General features: G+C 38.0%; 21 protein-coding genes and 2 pseudogenes. 14 read left to right on the top strand and 9 right to left on the bottom strand.

Annotation, left to right across the window (positions count from 1 at the left end; all coding sequences use genetic code 11):
* Window positions 1-357 precede the first annotated feature (357 nt).
* The 14 genes and pseudogenes from ACFPQ3_RS06880 to ACFPQ3_RS06945 all read left to right on the top strand — a co-directional run.
* Window positions 358-672 carry a hypothetical protein gene (locus ACFPQ3_RS06880; RefSeq protein ID WP_156805204.1) on the top strand — a complete coding sequence of 105 codons (315 nt, stop codon included), beginning with the start codon at window positions 358-360 and terminating at the stop codon, window positions 670-672.
* A 21-nt stretch (window positions 673-693) separates the two neighbouring features.
* A complete protein-coding gene (locus tag ACFPQ3_RS06885; protein ID WP_156805203.1) occupies window positions 694-1083 on the top strand; it encodes an acetyl-CoA carboxylase biotin carboxyl carrier protein subunit in 390 nt (129 codons plus the stop codon).
* 37 nt (window positions 1084-1120) lie between these two features.
* The gene (locus tag ACFPQ3_RS06890) at window positions 1121-2248 is read left to right on the top strand and encodes a sodium ion-translocating decarboxylase subunit beta (protein ID WP_156805202.1); all 1128 of its coding nucleotides are present in this window, start codon (window positions 1121-1123) and stop codon (window positions 2246-2248) included.
* An 18-nt stretch (window positions 2249-2266) separates the two neighbouring features.
* On the top strand, window positions 2267-2401 hold the full coding sequence (locus ACFPQ3_RS06895; protein ID WP_269747703.1) for an OadG-related small transporter subunit: 135 nt from the start codon (window positions 2267-2269) through the stop codon (window positions 2399-2401).
* Between the two features lie 75 nt (window positions 2402-2476).
* Entirely contained in the window at window positions 2477-2782 is a 306-nt protein-coding gene (citD, locus tag ACFPQ3_RS06900) for a citrate lyase acyl carrier protein (RefSeq protein ID WP_156805201.1), read from the top strand.
* Window positions 2770-3672: a citrate (pro-3S)-lyase subunit beta gene (gene citE / locus ACFPQ3_RS06905; protein WP_156805200.1), complete on the top strand. Its 903-nt coding sequence runs from the start codon at window positions 2770-2772 to the stop codon at window positions 3670-3672. Before citD ends, citE begins: the two co-directional genes overlap by 13 nt.
* Entirely contained in the window at window positions 3659-5194 is a 1536-nt protein-coding gene (gene citF, locus ACFPQ3_RS06910; protein WP_156805199.1) for a citrate lyase subunit alpha, read from the top strand. Before citE ends, citF begins: the two co-directional genes overlap by 14 nt.
* A complete protein-coding gene (citX, locus tag ACFPQ3_RS06915; protein ID WP_156805198.1) occupies window positions 5187-5720 on the top strand; it encodes a citrate lyase holo-[acyl-carrier protein] synthase in 534 nt (177 codons plus the stop codon). Before citF ends, citX begins: the two co-directional genes overlap by 8 nt.
* Before the next feature lie 39 nt (window positions 5721-5759).
* A complete protein-coding gene (locus ACFPQ3_RS06920) occupies window positions 5760-7151 on the top strand; it encodes an oxaloacetate decarboxylase subunit alpha (RefSeq protein WP_156805197.1) in 1392 nt (463 codons plus the stop codon).
* Window positions 7152-7283: 132 nt separating this feature from the next.
* On the top strand, window positions 7284-8108 hold the full coding sequence (locus ACFPQ3_RS06925) for an alpha/beta hydrolase (protein WP_156805196.1): 825 nt from the start codon (window positions 7284-7286) through the stop codon (window positions 8106-8108).
* A gap of 19 nt (window positions 8109-8127) precedes the next feature.
* A complete protein-coding gene (locus ACFPQ3_RS06930) occupies window positions 8128-8874 on the top strand; it encodes an esterase family protein (RefSeq protein ID WP_156805195.1) in 747 nt (248 codons plus the stop codon).
* A gap of 9 nt (window positions 8875-8883) precedes the next feature.
* Entirely contained in the window at window positions 8884-10050 is a 1167-nt protein-coding gene (locus ACFPQ3_RS06935) for an ATP-grasp domain-containing protein (RefSeq protein ID WP_156805194.1), read from the top strand.
* A 161-nt stretch (window positions 10051-10211) separates the two neighbouring features.
* A pseudogene (locus ACFPQ3_RS06940) lies at window positions 10212-10399 on the top strand (type II toxin-antitoxin system HicA family toxin).
* 38 nt (window positions 10400-10437) lie between these two features.
* Window positions 10438-10761: pseudogene (locus tag ACFPQ3_RS06945) on the top strand (type II toxin-antitoxin system HicB family antitoxin); the annotation flags it as partial.
* Window positions 10762-11067: 306 nt separating this feature from the next.
* On the opposite strand, the gene xerS reads toward ACFPQ3_RS06945, so the two are convergent.
* The 9 genes from xerS to ACFPQ3_RS06990 all read right to left on the bottom strand — a co-directional run bounded on the left by xerS (window position 11068) and on the right by ACFPQ3_RS06990 (window position 19542).
* Window positions 11068-12138, bottom strand: coding sequence for a tyrosine recombinase XerS (gene xerS, locus ACFPQ3_RS06950; protein ID WP_156805193.1), 1071 nt, complete (start codon window positions 12136-12138; stop codon window positions 11068-11070).
* Window positions 12139-12366: 228 nt separating this feature from the next.
* Window positions 12367-12513: a hypothetical protein gene (locus ACFPQ3_RS06955; RefSeq protein WP_198039872.1), complete on the bottom strand. Its 147-nt coding sequence runs from the start codon at window positions 12511-12513 to the stop codon at window positions 12367-12369.
* 3 nt (window positions 12514-12516) lie between these two features.
* Window positions 12517-13878: a PTS sugar transporter subunit IIC gene (locus ACFPQ3_RS06960; protein WP_156805192.1), complete on the bottom strand. Its 1362-nt coding sequence runs from the start codon at window positions 13876-13878 to the stop codon at window positions 12517-12519.
* Between the two features lie 29 nt (window positions 13879-13907).
* Window positions 13908-14339 carry a DUF3284 domain-containing protein gene (locus ACFPQ3_RS06965; protein ID WP_156805191.1) on the bottom strand — a complete coding sequence of 144 codons (432 nt, stop codon included), beginning with the start codon at window positions 14337-14339 and terminating at the stop codon, window positions 13908-13910.
* Window positions 14340-14344: 5 nt separating this feature from the next.
* A complete protein-coding gene (locus ACFPQ3_RS06970) occupies window positions 14345-14671 on the bottom strand; it encodes a PTS lactose/cellobiose transporter subunit IIA (RefSeq protein WP_156805190.1) in 327 nt (108 codons plus the stop codon).
* A gap of 3 nt (window positions 14672-14674) precedes the next feature.
* Complete coding sequence (locus ACFPQ3_RS06975; protein ID WP_156805189.1) at window positions 14675-14986, bottom strand: PTS sugar transporter subunit IIB; 312 nt, start codon at window positions 14984-14986, stop codon at window positions 14675-14677.
* A gap of 15 nt (window positions 14987-15001) precedes the next feature.
* Window positions 15002-16942 carry a BglG family transcription antiterminator gene (locus ACFPQ3_RS06980; protein WP_156805188.1) on the bottom strand — a complete coding sequence of 647 codons (1941 nt, stop codon included), beginning with the start codon at window positions 16940-16942 and terminating at the stop codon, window positions 15002-15004.
* A 91-nt stretch (window positions 16943-17033) separates the two neighbouring features.
* Complete coding sequence (locus tag ACFPQ3_RS06985; RefSeq protein ID WP_156805187.1) at window positions 17034-18125, bottom strand: DUF871 domain-containing protein; 1092 nt, start codon at window positions 18123-18125, stop codon at window positions 17034-17036.
* 10 nt (window positions 18126-18135) lie between these two features.
* On the bottom strand, window positions 18136-19542 hold the full coding sequence (locus tag ACFPQ3_RS06990; RefSeq protein ID WP_156805186.1) for a glycoside hydrolase family 1 protein: 1407 nt from the start codon (window positions 19540-19542) through the stop codon (window positions 18136-18138).
* Window positions 19543-19643: the final 101 nt, after the last annotated feature.

The raw sequence follows: 19643 nt of genomic DNA on the forward strand, positions 1-19643 counted from the left end.
TTATGACATAAGTATAATTGAAAGCGTTTGAAATATAAAGATGTTTTTTCATAAAAGACACAAAAAAAACACCACTATGAGCATTATGTTTGACAAGTAGAAGAGAAGACTTTCATTTTCTACTATATTATTTCCGTTTCTATTATGTAATAGTTTATTTTAGAGATGTTGTTAGTAAACTCAAAAATAATTAGTGAAGGGCTTCAAAGACAATGATGAAAGCGTTGCAAAAAAACACAAAAAAATCAACTACTAATAGTTAGCTTATTATATAATAGTCTTAGAAACGTTGAGATGGTAACACGATTAAAAGAGGTTACTTACTTTCTATATTTATACAACAGAGAGGAGGAAATTATGGGATTTTTTCAACGTTTATTTGGAAAATCTCGTGAGCCAGAAATCACACAGGCTGTACCAGTATCTAATGAACTTGATGGTTGGGAACCCATTCTGGGATTCATACCAGCTGATAAAGAAGACTATGAATTGGTCAGTGTTATCGCAACAGCCATTGCGGCTGGCGACTATCCAGATAGTCAATTTAAGATCACGAGAATTATGCAACGCAATCCTGAAGCACTGACAGTGTCCTTGATTGCATCTAGCATCGCTGCTGGCGATTATCCAGATAGCCAGTTGACTGTCAAATCAATTTATACTAAACATTAATTTCTAAAGGAGACTTAACACATGTTACGTAAATTTAAAATCTCTATTGATGGTAAAGAATACCTCGTTGAAATGGAAGAAATCGGTGGCACACCAGCCACTGCTCCAGTTGCTCAGCCTGTTGCGGCTCCAACACCAACACCAGTAGTTGAAACACCAGCCCCAGCCCCTGTTGTGGCACCGTCATCAGCTGCAGGAGCAGATGCGCTTTCTGCACCAATGCCTGGAACAATCTTACGCATTCTTGTCAATGTTGGTGATACGGTTTCAGAAAACCAACCATTGATGATTCTTGAAGCCATGAAAATGGAAAATGAAATTGTGGCAGCTTCTGCAGGTACTGTTACTGGTATTCATGTCACATCAGGTCAAGTCGTAAACCCAGGTGATGGTTTGATTACGATTGGTTAATATTACTAACATTTTTTAAACAGAAGGAAGTGACTTTGTGGACATTTTAATTCAAGGAATAACATCTATTACTCTCCCTCAAGTCATCATGATGCTAATCGGAGCTCTCTTGATGTACTTGGGTATCAAAAAAGAATACGAACCAACCCTCCTTGTACCTATGGGGCTCGGAACTATCTTGGTAAACTTCCCTAATTCAGGGGTTCTTAATCAGACTGTTAATGGTATCCAGCAGGCTGGTGTTTTTGAAGAACTCTTTGAATTTGGTATTGGAACAGAGTTGTTCCCATTACTTATTTTCATTGGTATCGGAGCAATGATTGACTTTGGTCCGCTCCTTCAAAACCCATTTATGATGCTCTTTGGTGCTGCAGCACAATTCGGTATCTTCTTTGTAGTCGTCGTTGCAGTCCTTGCAGGGTTTGATATTAAAGAAGCAGCCTCTATTGGTATCATTGGTGCAGCAGATGGGCCAACCTCGATCTTCGTTGCCAACCAATTAGCGCCGAACTTACTTGGTCCTATTACGGTAGCAGCTTACTCATACATGGCCTTAGTTCCAATTATCCAACCTTTTGCGATTAAATTGGTTACAACTAAAAAAGAACGTCGCATCCGCATGACTTACAAGTCTGAAAATGTGTCTCAGTTGACTAAAATCCTCTTCCCAATCGTGATTACATTGGTAGCAGGATTTATCTCACCAATCTCATTGCCACTTGTTGGTTTCTTGATGTTCGGTAACCTTCTGCGTGAATGTGGGGTGCTTGATCGCCTATCTCAAACCGCACAAAATGAATTGGTTAACATCGTTTCCATCTTACTTGGTTTGACCATTTCTGTGAAAATGCAGGCCGATCAGTTCTTGAATGTTCAAACACTATTGATTATCCTCTTTGGTCTTTTAGCTTTCATCATGGACTCAATTGGTGGGGTTATGTTCGCTAAAATTCTTAACCTTTTCCGCAAAGAAGGCAACAAAATCAATCCTATGATTGGTGCTGCTGGTATTTCAGCATTTCCAATGTCAAGTCGTGTTATCCAAAAAATGGCAACAGATGAAGACCCTCAAAACTTCATCTTGATGTACTCAGTTGGTGCTAACGTATCTGGACAAATCGCATCTGTTATTGCAGGTGGTTTGCTCCTTGCATTCTTTAGTTAATTTAGAAGGGGAAACACAATGAATATCGATATGGAACATTTAATGAAATCATTTGAACTGATGCTCCTTGGAATGACTGGTGTCTTCCTTGTTTTGGGAATTTTATATGCTTCAGCAGAAGTGTTACTTAAGATTTTTCCAGTAAAAAAATAGTTCATTGACTTTCGCGACCCTGTGAGCACTGCTCACTCGCGCCGCCTATTATCATTATTTAATAAGAGGTGAAACATGGAAATTAAACAAACAGCTGTTGCTGGTTCACTAGAATCTAGTGATATCATGATAACAGTTCATCCAGGGAATCAAGGGATTACGATTGACCTTGACAGTAGCGTTGAAAAACAATTCGGAAAGCAAATCCGTAAAGTAATCACAGCAACTTTAGAAAACCTCGGTGTCAACAATGTTGATGTAACTGCTGTTGATAAAGGAGCCTTGGATTGTACCATTCAAGCCCGTACCATTGCAGCCGTTCACCGTGCTGCTGGGGTTGAACGCATGAACTGGAAGGAGATCGACACATGGAACGTTTAAGAAGAACAATGATGTTTGTCCCAGGTGCCAATGCTGGCATGCTTCGTGACGCTCCTTTATATGGAGCTGATGCTGTCATGTTTGACCTTGAGGACTCTGTCTCATTAAAAGAAAAAGATACGTCACGGGCTCTTGTCCACTTTGCTTTAAAAACATTTGATTACAGCAATATTGAGACTGTCGTTCGTATCAATGGTTTAGACACTTGTGGTGCCTTAGATATTGAAGCAGTTGTTACTGCTGGGGTTGATGTTGTCCGTCTGCCAAAAACAGAAACCGCTCAAGACATTGTTGATGTCGAAAAAGAAATTGAGCGTGTCGAACGCGAATACGGTATCCCAGTTGGCCGTACACGCATGATGGCTGCTATCGAATCAGCAGAAGGGGTGCTTAATGCTCGTGAGATTGCCAAAGCCTCTAATCGTCTAATCGGTATCGCTCTTGGGGCAGAAGACTACGTGACTAATATGAAAACCCGTCGTTACCCTGATGGTCAAGAACTTTTCTTTGCTCGTAGCATGATTCTTCACGCCGCTCGTGCAGCTGGTATCGCAGCGATTGATACGGTTTATTCTGATGTCAATAATCCAGAAGGTTTCCAAAATGAAGTTCGTCACATTAAACAACTAGGCTTCGATGGTAAATCTGTGATTAACCCACGTCAAATTCCATTGGTTAACGATATCTACACACCAACTGAAAAAGAAATTGACAACGCCAAACAAGTTATCTGGGCTATTCGTGAAGCTGAAAGCAAAGGCTCTGGTGTTATCTCCTTGAATGGTAAGATGGTTGATAAACCTATCGTTGAACGTGCAGAACGGGTAATCATGCTTGCCAAAGCAGCAGGAGTATTGACTGAGGAGGATATTTTAGATGGTTACAAATAAATTAGGTCGTGACATTCCTCAAGCATACGCTGATCAATATGGTGTATTTGAGGGTGAACTAGCTCATATCAAAGATTATAACGAATCAACTCGCCGTATCAAACCTGTAAAACCGCGTGATGAAAAATTACTTGGTTCTATTCGTGAAGCGATTGAGAAAACAGGTCTCAAAGACGGCATGACGATTTCCTTCCACCACCATTTCCGTGAAGGGGACTACGTCATGAATATGGTCTTGGAAGAAATTGCTAAGGCCGGTATTAAAAATCTTTCTATCGCACCAAGTTCAATCGCTAATGTTCATGAACCATTGATTGAACACATTAAAAATGGGGTAGTAACAAATATCACCTCATCTGGTCTTCGCGATAAAGTTGGGGCAGCCATTTCAGCTGGTATCATGGAAAATCCAGTTGTTATCCGTTCACACGGTGGTCGTGCACGCGCTATTGCGGCAGGAGATATTCACATTGACGTAGCGTTTCTTGGAGCCCCATCATCAGATGCTTACGGAAATGCTAATGGCGTAAAAGGTAAAGCAACGTGTGGCTCACTTGGTTATGCGATGGTTGATGCCAAATATGCCGATCAAGTGGTTATTATTACCGATACTTTGGTACCATACCCTAACTCACCAATTTCTATTCCACAAACAGATGTTGACTATGTGGTAGAAGTAGAGGCTATTGGGGACCCCAAAGGGATTGCAAAAGGGGCAACACGTTTCACTAAAAATCCCAAAGAGCTTTTAATTGCAGAATATGCGGCCAAAGTGATTACAAACTCACCCTACTACAAAGAAGGTTTTTCTTTCCAAACAGGTACTGGTGGTGCCTCACTAGCTGTTACTCGCTTCATGCGTGAAGCCATGATTAAAGATGGCATCAAAGCTAGTTTCGCTCTAGGTGGTATTACCAATGCCATGGTTGAACTATTAGAAGAAGGCTTGGTTGAAAAAATTATTGACGTTCAAGACTTTGACCACCCATCTGCACTTTCACTTGATCGTAATGTTGGGAAACACCTTGAAATTGATGCCAATATGTACGCTTCACCACTCAGCAAAGGCTCTGCCATTAACATGCTAGATACTTGTATCTTGTCAGCACTTGAAGTTGATACGAATTTCAATGTTAATGTCATGACGGGCTCTGACGGTGTTATCCGTGGAGCTTCAGGTGGGCACTGTGACACGGCTTTCGCTGCTAAAATGAGTATGGTAATCTCACCACTTATTCGCGGTCGCATTCCTACTTTTGTTGAAGAGGTAAACACTGTCATCACACCAGGTACCTCTGTTGATGTGGTTGTAACAGAAGTCGGTATTGCTATCAATCCAAATCGTCCTGATTTGATTGAGCACTTTAAAGACCTTAAAGTACCTCAATTTACCATCAAAGAATTGCAAGAAAAAGCTTACGCTATCGTTGGCAATCCTGATCCAATTCAATACGGTGACAAAGTTGTTGCCCTTATTGAATACCGTGACGGCAGCTTGATTGATGTTGTTCGCAATGTCTAATTCGATTTTTAATGGTCCAGCTATCACTTTAGCAGACATGATGGCTGCGCGTGAAGGAAGAAGTTTTCGTCAGCGTTCTCTATTTGAACGCTATCCTGGAGAAAGCCTTCTGTCCGCGACAATGAATATTCCTGGTCCAGTCAAAACATCGACTGTATTAAACAAAGCTTTTGATGATATGATTGCAAAGATTGAGCAAGAACTCGCTTCTCATGTCATTTTCGCTAGAAAGTTAGAAGCACCTACCGGTTGGGAATATTATCTTGTTTCAAATCTTTCCCCTTTAGACTTAAAACAACACGTTATGGCTCTTGAAGAAACGAGTCCTATTGGACGACTTTTCGATTTGGATGTGATTGAACTGAGTGATGGTCATGTTCATCCAGTGAGTCGCTCTGATATAGGGCTCCCTCCAAGAACTTGCTATGTCTGCTCTGCTATTGCCAAAGAATGCAGCAGAAGTCGTAAACATAGTATCGAAGAGATGCAAGAAGCCATTAGCAATCTTCTGACGAATCATCTGTGAGACTGATTGCCATAAAATGAATAAATTTAGGAGAAATCCATGACAAAAATCCGTATTACCGAAACGGTTTTGCGTGACGGGCAACAAAGTCAGATTGCAACTCGCATGACGACGGAAGAAATGCTCCCAGTCCTTAAACAATTGGATGAAGCGGGTTACCACGCTCTGGAAATGTGGGGAGGAGCGACATTTGACTCTTGTCTCCGTTTCCTCAACGAAGACCCTTGGGAACGTCTCCGTACCATCCGCAAAGCTGTTAAAAACACGAAACTACAAATGCTTCTTCGTGGGCAAAACCTGCTTGGCTATCGCAACTACGCTGATGATGTTGTGACTAGCTTCATTCAGAAATCCGTTGAAAACGGGATTGATATCGTCCGCATCTTTGACGCTCTTAACGATCCACGTAATCTCCAAACAGCCGTTAAAGCGACAAAAGAAGCCGGAGGGCACGCACAAGTTGCCATTTCTTACACGACAAGTCCTGTTCATACCGTTGATTACTTTGTCGATTTGACGAAGCGCTATGCTGAGATTGGTGCTGATTCTATCTGTATCAAGGATATGGCTGGAGTTCTCACGCCACAAACGGGTTATGATCTTGTTAAACGCATCAAAGAAGCTGTTGATTTACCTCTTGAAGTTCATACCCATGCAACCTCTGGTATTTCTGAAATGACTTATCTTAAAGTGGCAGAAGCAGGAGCAGACATCATTGATACTGCCGTATCATCATTTGCAGGTGGAACTAGCCAGCCAGCGACCGAGTCAATGGTAATTGCTCTTGAGGAACTTGGTTTTGACACAGGTGTTGACCTCAAAAAAGTTGAAGAAATCGCAGAGCATTTCAATAAAGTGCGTGACCATTACCGTGCCGAAGGCATTCTCAATCCAAAAGTCAAAGATACTGAGCCAAAAACATTGATTTATCAAGTACCTGGTGGCATGCTATCAAACCTTCTCAGTCAATTAACTGAACAAGGTCTTGCTGATAAATACGAAGAAGTTCTTGCAGAAGTGCCTCGTGTCCGTGCCGACCTTGGCTACCCACCGCTGGTAACACCGCTGTCACAAATGGTAGGGACACAATCTCTGATGAATGTCATCTCAGGCGAACGTTACAAAGTTGTTCCAAATGAAATCAAGGATTATGTCCGTGGCCTATATGGACAATCACCTGCGCCACTTGGAAAAGGCATTAAAGAAAAAATCATTGGTGATGAAGAAGTAATTACTGTTCGTCCTGCTGATTTGATTGAACCTCAAATGCCAATTCTAAGAGAAGAAATCGCAGAGTATGCTCGCAGCGAAGAAGACGTGCTAAGCTACGCATCTTTCCCTAAACAGGCACGTGATTTCCTAGGACGACGTGAAGACCCATTCTATGATATCCCTGTGCAAACCGTGTCGGTTTCAATTGCTATTGATTAAACATCAAAATACGTAAAAAGCTTACCAATACTAAAGTGGTAGGCTTTAATAATAAATAGTTTACATGAAAATATTCATAAAATCGTCTCAAATTATGGTATAATAATTCCAATACTTTTACAGAGGTGGCCTATGAATAAGTCCTACTTTTACCTTGATATGAAGACTCACGAGTTGGAAGTTCCTTATACAGGACAAAAGCGACGTGTTCGTGTCTTATTACCAAAAAATTACACTAATGACACAGATACAAGGTATCCCGTTGTTTATTTCCATGATGGTCAAAATGTTCTTTATAGTAAAGAATCTTTTTCAGGGCATTCATGGAAAATCATTCCTACGATTAAACGTCATCCCGACATTGCTAAAATGATTGTTGTGGCTATTGATAACGATGGTCTCAACCGGATGCATGAGTATTCAGCTTGGAAATATCAAGAATCTAACATTCCAGGTATTCAATTTGGTGGTAAGGGAACTGAGTATGCTGAGTTTGTAATGGAAGTGGTGAAACCCTTTATTGATGAAACTTACCGTACCAAACTTGACAAGACCCATACGGCCATGATTGGTTCTTCCTTGGGAGGCAATATCACACAATTTATGGGACTGACTTACCAAGAACAAATTGGTTGTCTAGGTGTTTTCTCGTCAGCAAATTGGCTTCATCAGGATGCCTTTGACCGTTTTATGGAACGCCAAACTTTGGACAGGAACCAACGGGTTTATATCTATGTTGGTACTGAAGAAGCTGACGATACTGATAAAACATTAATGGCTGGAAATATTAAACAAGCCTATATCAATTCATCACTTTCTTACTATCGTCAGCTGGTTGCAGGAGGGGTTGCTCTATCTCATTTGAAACTAGAAGTTATTTCAGGTGCTATTCACAACGAAGAAGCCTGGGCTGCCTATCTTCCAGACTGCCTACGCTTTTTAGGTGAACATTGGTAATTAGTAGGAGGAAAAAAACATGCATGTTGACTTTTTAAATCATTGGTCTGCTCAGTTAGGGCGTCAGATGTTTTTAAACCGTTACGGACACGCTGGTATTCCTATCGTAGTCTTTCCCTCATCAGGTGGTTCTTACAATGAATACGCCGATTTTGGCATGATTGATGCCTGCAAGGACTTCATTGAAGCAGAGAAAGTCCAATTTTTCACCCTTGATAGCCTTGATAATGAGAGCTGGCTAGCCGAGTGGAAACCGATTCACGACCGTGCATTGAGTCATATCGCTTATGAACAATACGTCATCCACGAAGCTATTCCTTTTATCAAGCATCAAACAGGTTGGTTTGAACAGATGATGACTACGGGTTGCTCTATGGGAGCCTACCATGCCCTCAATTTCTTTCTCCAGCATCCCGACGTCTTCAACAAGGTCGTTGCACTCTCAGGTGTCTATGATGTGCGTTTCTTTAACAATCATCAGGATTATGGCAATAGCAAAGCTGTCTATCAAAATTCTCCATCAGATTATATCTGGAACCAAAACGATGGCTGGTTCATTGACCGCTACCGCCAGGCTGATATCATTGTCTGCACAGGCTTAGGCGCGTGGGAACAAGATGGTTTACCTAGTTTTGATATCATGGAAAAAGCTTTTGCTGAAAAACAAATCCCAGCTTGGTTTGATAGATGGGGCACTGATGTCACTCATGATTGGGATTGGTGGCGCCAGCAAATGCCATATTTTTTACACCATTTAGTGGATTAGGAGATGTTTATGAATTATCTAGTTATCTCACCTTATTACCCTGAAAATTTTCAACCCTTTACCATTGAATTGGCTAAGAAAGAGGGCGTCAAAGTTCTTGGAATTGGACAAGAACCCTATGATCAGTTGGGAGAACCCTTGCAAAATGCCATCACAGAGTATTTCCGTGTGGAAAATCTTGAAGATATTGAGGAAGTGAAACGTGCGACAGCATTTCTCTTTTACAAACACGGCACCATTGACCGCGTCGAATCTCATAACGAACATTGGTTAGAAACTGATGCTGCACTTCGGAGCCAATTTAATATTTTTGGACCAAAATCCGAAGATTTGACCAAAACCAAACTTAAATCAGAAATGAAAACTTACTTTAAAAAGGCAGGCGTACCTGTTGTCCCTGGACAGGTGATTACTTCAGAGCAGGATGTTCAAAAAGCCATTGCCGATATTGGTTTTCCAATGATTGCTAAGCCTGATAACGGTGTTGGTGCCGCAGCAACCTACAAGTTAGAAAGTCTAGCAGACATTGACCAGTTTTTTGCAGAATGGGATCGTCAAACAGCCTATTTCTTTGAGCAATTTGTCACATCAAATGAAATCATCACCTATGATGGTCTGATTGATCACCATGGCAATGTGGTTTATGAAGCCAGTTTAGAGTACGTCTATACGCCACTACAATTGGTACTTGAACAAAAGGACAATGCCTATTTCATCCACGATAAGGTTAATAAAAAACTCCGCCAATACGGTCAAAATATCATCAAGACCTTCGGTATGAAAGAACGTTTTTTCCATATTGAATTCTTCCGAGATGGGGATGATTACATTGCTATTGAATACAATAATCGCCCAGCAGGTGGTTTTACCATTGATGCTTACAACTATGCGCACTCCATTGACCTTTACCGAGATTATGCTTCAATAGTAGAAGGAGAAGCAATATCAGAGCGCCGATACAAGCCACAATTTTCCTTAACCATTAGTCGTCGTGATCAAAACCACTATGTCTATTCAGAAGAAGAGATTAAACATCACTACAAAGATCACGTCAAAATGACTTGCCGCATGCCAGAAGCCTTCGCAGCACTCCAAGGAAACATGATTTATATCCTAACAGCAGATAACATTAAAACAATCAACGAGATGGTCAAGTATATTGGAAAAACTAAATAATTTTACATAATTTTTATTATGTAAAACACACTAGTTTTATCTCTCAAATAGTCATTCTATTCAAAAAAAGATTGGCTATCTAATTAATAGATTAATAGAAATAACGCTATTTCAACTTGAATACGTGTGATATAATAAGCGTGTCAGGAAGTAGAAGCGCTATACCTATGACACAAAAAGAAATGGTTAAACTTTCTTACTACCCACGGTTGAACAAAGACCAAAGGAGGAGAAAAGGTCACACATTAAAATTGAAAAAGCAGACTAACGACCAATAACCATTATTGCCCACGGTGAAATTAACAAATACACCGAAAGGGGTATCAAAAAGCAGGCAGGGCTGTTATAAAGACAGTCCTGCGCTTGTCTTTATTTTGGAGGTAAACGATGCTTGTCAATTATCCAGCTTTATTTTATTATGACGATACAAACGAATCGAATACGCCTTATTTTATCACCTTCCCAAACTTTGAACAACATTCAGCAAGTCAATGTGAGGATATGGCAGACGCGATGGCAAGGCTAGCGACTGGCTAGGTATTCATCTAGCAGATTATATTGAGAATGGACGAGATATCCCAAAACCATCAAATATTAATTCCTTATCGCTAGTTGACAATAATCCTTTCCTTGATGACGATTTTGAATTGACTTATGATTCTCGTAAATCTTTTATTTTCTATGGTCAGGGTTGATGTTGCTGAATACTTATTCCTCGATTGAGATAGTAGGAGAAGGCTTGCCCATTATATTTAAAGTAGCACATTTAAAAAATAAAGCAAAAGTCTATCAACAGCGATAGACTTTTTTGTGATATCTTGAGAGTATACGAGAGTGGGATAGAAGTTTTGACTTCCTTTCGTTCGTCACATTCGTATAGGATGGCCGCTGACGATTGTATGGTACTCAAATAGTCCAGCGGACTATTTGAGGTGGACACTTGAAAATGAAGAAGTGTCCAGTCTTAATTCAAATAGTTACAACTTCTTCATTTTACATCATTTATTTTATGTAAAACTAAAGTTTATCCAAAGCATTTTTTTGTTCATCATTGACAATATGGGTATAAAGGTCAGTAACCTGAGTGTTAGCATGGCCAAGTTGATGACTCACAAGAACCTGTGATTTTGTCGCATCATATAGACGAGTTGCCAGTGTGTGACGCAATTTATGGGGAGTGACACGAATTTTGAAGTCCGCCGAGTATTTCCCCACTATTTTTTCGATAGAAGAAGCGTCAATGCGATTTGGCACTCCTCGATATTCTGTCAAAAAGAAGGCAATATCTGTCTTTTCGGCATTATAACGCATTTGCCGAATCGCAAGATAGGCTTCTAAATAAGGTTTAGCGAACCCAGCCACATTCACAGAGTCACGCTTCCCCCCTTTACGCGTAACCTCAATGATCATCATGTTGAGGTTAACGTCTTTTAAATCCAGATTCACAGCCTCAGACAACCGTACACCTGAAGCCAATAGCAAAGCTAAAATAGCTAGATCCCGTTCTTTATTTTTCCGGAAAGATGATTTAGCACGATTAGAAAGTTTGTTTTCATATTCACAATCTACATACTCTAAAAATGCCATGGTTTCGTCACCCAAAAAGAGCTTTTGCTTAATATTTTCCGCACGAGCTGCTAAAGTTTCTTTTTTCTTCTTAGTTGACACTTTTTTCATCACATTACGGTAAAAATACGGCTCACCATGCTCATTTTCAACCTCCTCAGTCAAGTATTTATAGAGACTAGACAAGGCTGATAAGGTACGATTGATGGTCGTCTGAGAGAGACCTTGTTGAGTTGTATTGGCGTTCAGCAAAGGACGTTCCCTCAAATACAGGACAAAGGCCTCCATATCTTTTTTGGTGAGATGGTTCAGTGTCGATAAATCAATCATTGAAATTTGAGATACCTCAGCAATTCCAGATTCAATCAACCAATCAAAAAAACGTTTGTATTCCTTTAAATACTCGTACAAGGTCGTAAAACTATAAGGAACCGCCAATTTAGATTGATAGTAGTCTAATACATACCAGGGCATCAAAACTTTGTATTCCTCAATTTTTTCCAATAACAACTCACGTTTCATAACATTTTTTCCTTACGATTTCTTTTCTATAGTAGTATTATACCATACCTATACATTTGTTTCAAGAAAATTATAGTTTTTCGGAAAAATGTTTGAAGGTGTTTTATCGAAAAACCTCTAATCTAAATAATATAGTCACCAAAATCTTTTACGAATAATTGATTACCGTTTCTAATTCAAAATAAAAACCTCCTAGCATTCTGAACTAAGAGGTTTTTATCATCGTACTTATTTCTTCTTGAGCAGAACAAATCCTAACAAAATCAAGACAATACCTGTAATAACATTCAGCAATTTAAATGGCGTTATTGGGCTTATTGCAATCAAGAAAAATCCTAAGACTATTACAAAAGTTTGCCAATTTTTATCAGGCATAGTCTACTCCTCTGCTTTGACTTTATTTGCTGAAATGACAAATGGTGCCCAAATACAGAATGCTACAAATAAGTTAAAGAGCGATACTACACCTGCCATGATATTACCACCTGTTGCTAAATAAGCATACAATCCAGGAGGTGTAATCCACGGTACAGCAAGAAATACTGGCGGAATTAGTCCTGAAGCTGTTACAAGGTAAGCGATTGTGGCACACACAGGAGGCACAATGAGCCAAGGAATTGCAAATAAAGGATTTAATACCATCGGAATACCAAAAGTAATTGGCTCGTTAATATTAAATAAGCCCATTGGTGCAGACAACTTTGCAACAGTTTTATATTCATCTCGTTTTGAAAATAGGAAAATAGCAATAATGAGTGCTAAAGTGACACCAGAACCACCCATTTGCGCAAAGGCATCAAATGAGCCACGTGTCCAAAGATAAGGTAAGTTTGCTGCACTATGAGTTGCCTCGTAAACAGCTGTATTCTCATTTAATGCCACTGCATAAATACCATCCATAACAGGGGCAAGAACATTGTGCCCATGAAGTCCAAAGAACCAGAATAATTGAACAAGGAAGGTCAATAGAATAACAGAACCAACCCCTTGTGACAATCCCATAAGTGGCGTTTGAATGTATGTTGAAACCAAGTCACTTAATGGGAGACCAGTTGTAACAAATGCTAAATAAGCTACGATTGCACTAACATAAATAGCTGCCGTACCTGGAATTATGGCTGCAAAAGCTTTATTAACTGCTGGTGGCACAGTATCTGGCAGCTTGATGATAATATTACGTTTTACCAATGTGGCGTAGACAAACATTGAAATAAAACCAACTAATAAGGCGGTGAATAAACCAGTAGCTCCTATATAACCTTGTGCAATAGCTCCCCATTGACTGACTTCAAGATTTGTACCGGATACTGTCAGCCCTAAATCTACAAGACCTTTTACAACAGAATTGCTAGCCCCTTCTAAACTTGTTGTTATGGTCAAGGTCTGAGGAATTGTTGCAATAAAGGAAGCAAAGGAAATGAGCCCTCCAGCAACAGGATTAACTTTGTGCATTAGCGATAATTGATAACCTAAAGCAAAAGCAAATACCATTGCCATAATTGCAATTGAACCAAAGTAAACATAACCATTGATGTCAATGATTGGTTGCATAGCTGTGGCAAAACCCGTAGCTCCCATATTATTAGGAATATCACGGAAGAATACATTTAAAAGGACTGCAACAGACCCTGCCATTGTAATTGGCATCATTGAAATAAAGGAATCTCTAATAGCAACTAGATGACGTTGAGAGCCTATTTTCCCAGAGATTTCCATGAATTTATCAGAGAAATTTGACATGTTAAAACTCCTTATTTATATCGTTTAATTTAACTTGCAGCATTGATCAAAGCTGTAAGTTGAGCAGATAGTTGACGTTTTAAACTCTTTTTAAAGAGAAAAGACATGAGGTAATCGTTTAAATTTTGTACAAAAGATGCTGGAATTGTTTCTTGCTTCAAGCGCAACATTGTCTTGCCATCACCTAAAGGAGTTAGTTCATATAAAATGACTTGGCTACCGCGATTTGAACTAAAAAGTGCCTCATAGCGATGATTTTCCACGAAAGAAGAAACTAAGACACGTACAGAGTTTTGATGATTCTTACCATAGTTTTTAACAAAGGTTAGCCCCTCTTTTACATCACTGTCAGCCAGATTTTGTTGTGTATTAGCAATATAATCTTCTTTAAGAGATTTTTTTAATACTGCAAAAAGGGTTTCAGGTGATAAATGAGTTGTTTTTGAAACGATTACCTCCATTACAATTATCCTCCTAACTTTTCAATTCTTTCATAGACTTCTACCACTTCTTTTGCCAAATCAATAAAGGTTAAGGCAGTCATCAAATGGTCTTGTCCATGTACCATTAATAGAGATAACTCTAAAGCATCTCCAGAAGCCTCTTGAGCCAACATACTCGTTTGAGAATTATGAGCAATATTTAGAGCAACATTAGCTTTCTTCAAATAATCATGTGCTTCTTCAAAATCTCCTTTTTTAGCAGAGCGAATTGCCTCAACAGCATTTCCCTTTGCATCACCACCATGCATAATAAGCCCCATGATAGATTCAAGATTTTTAATATCTGCCATCATTTACTCTCCTAGCATTTCAAGAGCCATTTCTAAAACATTTTTACCATTCATCACACCGTAATCAGTCATTTTGATGTCAGCAACTTTGATATCAGGTTCATAGAGCTCTTTATATTCTTTCAACATAAATTTTACTTGTGGTCCTGTCAAAAGAACATCAATTTTTTTTGAAGATACTTCATCAGCAACTTCAGAAACTGGAACAGCCCAAATGGTTGTCTCAATTCCTTTTTCTTTAGCGGCCGCTTCCATTTTAGTGACAAGCATACTCGTTGACATTCCTGCGTTACAAACTAACATAATATTTTTCATGATAAATCCTCCAATTTATATTAAATTTAAAAAGTTTTCAAATGTAGGTGTTTGCAATAATTGTTGTTGAGCCTCTACATTGTTTGCAAATGTAGCAATTATCGGAGACAATTGTTTTAACTGTTCATTTCTAAATTTTGACGGTGATATGAGAAATACAATTTGTACTGTCTTGTGCTCATCATCCCAAAGAATTGGGTATTTTGAAATCCCAATAACCACCTGTTCCTCATCCGTTATAGCTTTAGCTGGGTGAGGAACGGCTATTTTATCGTTAAAGACAATAGCTCCTAAATTTTCTCTAAGAACAAGCTGCTGCTTAAATTCAGTTAATGCAGCATGTGTTAATCTAGGTGATAGGCAATCTAATAATTTTTCTAATATCGCCTCTTTAGAGAGAATTTGATCAAAATAGATAAACTGTTCTTCTTTAAAAAGGCACGATGGTTTAGAAGGTTCAGTTGCTCGAGTTACAATATCTTCAAAATGAGCTGATTGATTTAAAAATGTTTCAATACGCTTAATGTCAACTGTTTCAAGTAAAATATTAACTTGAATGACTGGTTTTAACAGTATTAAATTGCTTAAATCAACCGAGCTGATAATAACATCAACTGACGAAAGATCAAGTTCTGCTAAATCGAAATAACTCTTAACATCTTCAACAACAATCCTATCTTTAAATAAATTCTCAATTCTATTTTTTAAGAATCTAGCACTTCCAACTCCAGTAGCGCATACTAACAAAGCATTTATTTTTTGAGAAGATTGCTGTTTCTCTAGAGTAGCCAATATGTGTAAACTGAGATACACCCATTCATCAATTGAAATATCATATTGCGACAGCTCCTCTATTTTTCTAAAACTCTCAGCTATTGAGAGAACAACCAAGCGATATTTTGCTAAAATACTTTCCTTAATCGGATTTTCCAATTGGACATTGTTTTTTAAACGAACAAGCAAACCTCGAATATGAGATTGGATATTCGTAATCAAGTGTTCATCTGTTGATAAATCAACATCAAGTCCTCTTCCAAGATTCTCCAACGTTCCAACAATACTATCACGTAAATTGGTTTCTGAAGACTCTTCTGCTCCTCTTGTACCGATTAAATGCAAATAAATAAAATCAATTTCATAAGTTGGTAACTCTAAGCAAAAATAGTTTTGGAGTTGTTCAGCAATTTGGTGAGCCACACTATATTCCTTAAGTTGCGACCTACTGCCTAATTTCCCAGAATAAGTGATTTCATTTCCTAATCTTAATCGTTTAATCATAAGTGAAATATGAATGACTAGATTGTGTACAATAAAATCACTGACAGCTAGCTTAGCATTTCGACATTCATCAATGACAATAGAAATAATCTCCGTAAGGTCTGATTTATTCAAAATCTCTTGTTCAAACAATGAAAATACTGGCTTAGTAAATGTTTCCGAGAAAAAATACTCTTTTATGAAATGTCTAATATCAGTCTCAGTACCAGAAATACCAATTTTTTTCCTAGAAATTTCTAAACTTAGATGATAAGTTGCTAATTTAGTTTTAATATCATTTAGAAGAGTCGATACAGATGTTCTACTTAAAAATAATTCTTGCGATAAGGTACTTGATGTCAGTTGAGCATTATTTAAGAGTAACTGATTCAAAATATATTTTTCCCTATCTTCTGGCGACACTAGATGCTGAATATCATTCATTTGATAGCGCTTGCTTTTTTGGTTAGCTAAATATCGCTCAAATAGAATCTGGTCTGTAAGTTCAAATTTATAACCATTTCCTTGTTTAGAGTGAATAATCGCTCCATTTCTTTGAAGTTCATCATTCAATAGCCCAATATATTTCCGAGTCGTTTTATCACTACTACTTATTGCATTGGCTAAGACTCTGCTTGTTAGAAAAACGCCTTGGTTTTCCAAAAAAATATCCAATAATTTAGATTCAATTTTTGGCACTCAGGCTGCCTCCTATCTCTTAATGTAATGTTATTATAGCAAAGCTTCTCTGCTTTTAGAAACTGTCTTTTTCCTTATCAAAAGGGAATTTTTAAGAACAAAGAAATAATTTGAACAATTGCCATGGCTTAATATAATCCAAAAGTATCAAATAGTTATCATCGATTTTTCCCACTATATTCACTTTAGGGGATTTTGGATAAGGTTTAAGCACAATTTGAAGTTCTCCCTTATACCTCAAATAATGGTTGTTATCAATTGTAAGAACACCTCTAGCTGTATGTTCAATTGCATTTTCATTACGAGGTGATATATCAGCATCAACAAATGCTAACCTTGATTCTGTCGACCGAATGACATAATCTGAAATATCTCCCCGATACCGATGCTGACTTTCTAAAATAGCAGTTTCAATATCCGATGGTTCATAAGGATGATATTTAAAGATGATATTTTCATCTGCTAAACGGTCAACCAAACTTTTCAATTCCGTTTCTTGTATCCATTGATTGGAAACAATGACATTATCAAACAAACCTGTACACTTTAGAATATCTACTTGAAGTTCAATTGGCAAATCACGTAATTCTTCTAATGTCGGTAAGCCTTCAGAAACAGGCCAGGGCCCCTCCGATGCCGTATTCGAACTAATGAAAACTGACGTTTCTATCTGGTGTTCGTGATAAATTTGTGACATCTTTAAAAAATGTTCCCTACTCAGTCCTGTGTAACGGTGAGGGTAAAAATTATGGCATCCCATAAGATTCTCTTTGTTTGCACCTTCACTTAAAAGCTCTTTTAACAATTTATCTTCAGTACTTGCATTTAATTCAATTTTGATTCCGTATTTATTATGAGTGAGTTTCGTTATTTCTGAGATATCTAAAGATTCATCTAAACGTATTCCAGAAAGTCCAAATTCATGAGCCATTTCCATCAAATTTAACCGCCACCTATGAGCTTCAATAAAACGAGGACTAATATCTGCAACTACTCTAATTCCTTTCGAATTGGCATATTGAACAATGTCTTTATAGATTTGAAAACAATCAGAACTATCTGTATCAATCTGTAAAAGGCTTAAAAATAACCTTTTTGCACCATAGTCTGCTAACATGTTGATATATTCAAAAGAAGTCTGCAAAGGATATTGCTCTGGATACATTGAAAATCCTAATTCCATATTATTTCCTCTAGCTTTCCTTTGTATTCAAAAAACCATTTTGCTCACTTAATTCTTTAAACCAGTAACCCGATTTTTTTATAATTCTTTCTTCAGTGGTTAAATTCAGTTCAATTAATCCATATCGATTCTTATAGGCATTGAGCCAAGACCAACAATCAATGAACGTCCATAACAAGTATCCTTTGCAGTTTGTTCCTTCAGCAATAGCTCTATGGAGTTCTATTAAATGACCTTTGATAAATTCAATCCTATAATCATCTATAATATAGCCATTTTCACGGAACTTCTCCTCCCCTTCAACGCCCATACCATTTTCAGTAACAAGCCATTCAATATTATTATAATGATCTCTTAAATTAATGCCAATGTCATAAAGACCTTTTTCATAAATTTCCCATCCTCGATGCGGATTCATTTTCTTACCTGGCATATCGTAATGTTCAAAGAAAATATCAGGTGTTACCATATCAAACTCTTTATTTTTTTGAGGAGCTTGAACACGTAGAGGCTGGTAATAATTAACTCCCAGAAAATCAACTGTATTTTCTTTAATAATTACTAATTCTTCTTCAGTATAATCTGGAGTAAGCCCATACTCCGATAAAATTTCGACAAGCTCTTTTGGATATTCTCCTAAAACAGAGGGATCTAAGAAACTTTTAGTTTGGAACAACTCAGCAATTCTAGCTGCCTTGATATCCTCATGAGATTGGCTTCTAGGATAAGCTGGTGTTAGATTTAAGACAATTGATATCCTATGACTAGCGTTATTTTGATGACATGCTTTTACTGCTAAAGAGCTTGCTAACTGGGTATTATAGGCTACTTGTACAGCAGCTCTAGCATCAACTTTTGCAGGATAGTGAAATTTGCCTAAGTATCCTGCCTCAACAGGAACAATTGGTTCATTAAAAGTAATCCAAGTATCAACTAAATCTCCAAATAATCTAAAACATTCTTTAGCGTATGCTTCATAGGCAAAAACTATTTCTTTATTTTCCCAACCTCCAATTTCCTGTAAACAATATGGCAAATCAAAATGATATAAATTAACAATCAACTTGATTCCTAATACATTAACCTCCTTAAACACATTACGGTAAAACTCAACAGCCTTAAAATTAATTTCCCCTCGACCAGTTGGAATCAACCTGGACCATTGAATTGAAGTCCTAAATACCTTATGTCCAGTTTCTTTTAGCAATTTAAGATCATTCTGATAATTTTCATAAAAGGTAGAGGTACGTTCTGGGCCAATTTGATGATGAAACAATTCTGGTGATGTCCGATACCAAAAATCCCAGTTACTATCCCCCTTACCATCTCCTTCAATTATCCCCTCGCTTTGAGGCCCTGATGTAGAGCTGCCCCAGAGAAATCCGTCAGGAAATGCCATAAAATTTGAATTTGTCATGTTTTTTTCCTTTCTGCTTGATAAATCCAGTATAAAACTAGTATACATTTAAGTAAACCCTTTCAATAACGGAAAACTTCCTTATCGAAAGGGTAAAATAT

It is taken from the genome of Streptococcus caledonicus (assembly GCF_042656225.1).
GTDB classification, from domain to species: domain Bacteria; phylum Bacillota; class Bacilli; order Lactobacillales; family Streptococcaceae; genus Streptococcus; species Streptococcus caledonicus.

Bases quoted from the DNA above. Each gene is read 5' to 3' on its own strand.
- ACFPQ3_RS06880 (WP_156805204.1), top strand. From the start codon at position 358: ATGGGATTTTTTCAACGTTTATTTGGAAAATCTCGTGAGCCAGAAATC.
- ACFPQ3_RS06885 (WP_156805203.1), top strand. From the start codon at position 694: ATGTTACGTAAATTTAAAATCTCTATTGATGGTAAAGAATACCTCGTT.
- ACFPQ3_RS06895 (WP_269747703.1), top strand. From the start codon at position 2,267: ATGAATATCGATATGGAACATTTAATGAAATCATTTGAACTGATGCTC.
- citD (WP_156805201.1), top strand. From the start codon at position 2,477: ATGGAAATTAAACAAACAGCTGTTGCTGGTTCACTAGAATCTAGTGAT.
- citE (WP_156805200.1), top strand. From the start codon at position 2,770: ATGGAACGTTTAAGAAGAACAATGATGTTTGTCCCAGGTGCCAATGCT.
- citF (WP_156805199.1), top strand. From the start codon at position 3,659: ATGGTTACAAATAAATTAGGTCGTGACATTCCTCAAGCATACGCTGAT.
- citX (WP_156805198.1), top strand. From the start codon at position 5,187: ATGTCTAATTCGATTTTTAATGGTCCAGCTATCACTTTAGCAGACATG.
- ACFPQ3_RS06920 (WP_156805197.1), top strand. From the start codon at position 5,760: ATGACAAAAATCCGTATTACCGAAACGGTTTTGCGTGACGGGCAACAA.
- ACFPQ3_RS06925 (WP_156805196.1), top strand. From the start codon at position 7,284: ATGAATAAGTCCTACTTTTACCTTGATATGAAGACTCACGAGTTGGAA.
- ACFPQ3_RS06930 (WP_156805195.1), top strand. From the start codon at position 8,128: ATGCATGTTGACTTTTTAAATCATTGGTCTGCTCAGTTAGGGCGTCAG.
- ACFPQ3_RS06935 (WP_156805194.1), top strand. From the start codon at position 8,884: ATGAATTATCTAGTTATCTCACCTTATTACCCTGAAAATTTTCAACCC.
- xerS (WP_156805193.1), bottom strand. From the start codon at position 12,138: ATGAAACGTGAGTTGTTATTGGAAAAAATTGAGGAATACAAAGTTTTG.
- ACFPQ3_RS06955 (WP_198039872.1), bottom strand. From the start codon at position 12,513: ATGCCTGATAAAAATTGGCAAACTTTTGTAATAGTCTTAGGATTTTTC.
- ACFPQ3_RS06960 (WP_156805192.1), bottom strand. From the start codon at position 13,878: ATGTCAAATTTCTCTGATAAATTCATGGAAATCTCTGGGAAAATAGGC.
- ACFPQ3_RS06965 (WP_156805191.1), bottom strand. From the start codon at position 14,339: ATGGAGGTAATCGTTTCAAAAACAACTCATTTATCACCTGAAACCCTT.
- ACFPQ3_RS06970 (WP_156805190.1), bottom strand. From the start codon at position 14,671: ATGGCAGATATTAAAAATCTTGAATCTATCATGGGGCTTATTATGCAT.
- ACFPQ3_RS06975 (WP_156805189.1), bottom strand. From the start codon at position 14,986: ATGAAAAATATTATGTTAGTTTGTAACGCAGGAATGTCAACGAGTATG.
- ACFPQ3_RS06985 (WP_156805187.1), bottom strand. From the start codon at position 18,125: ATGGAATTAGGATTTTCAATGTATCCAGAGCAATATCCTTTGCAGACT.
- ACFPQ3_RS06990 (WP_156805186.1), bottom strand. From the start codon at position 19,542: ATGACAAATTCAAATTTTATGGCATTTCCTGACGGATTTCTCTGGGGC.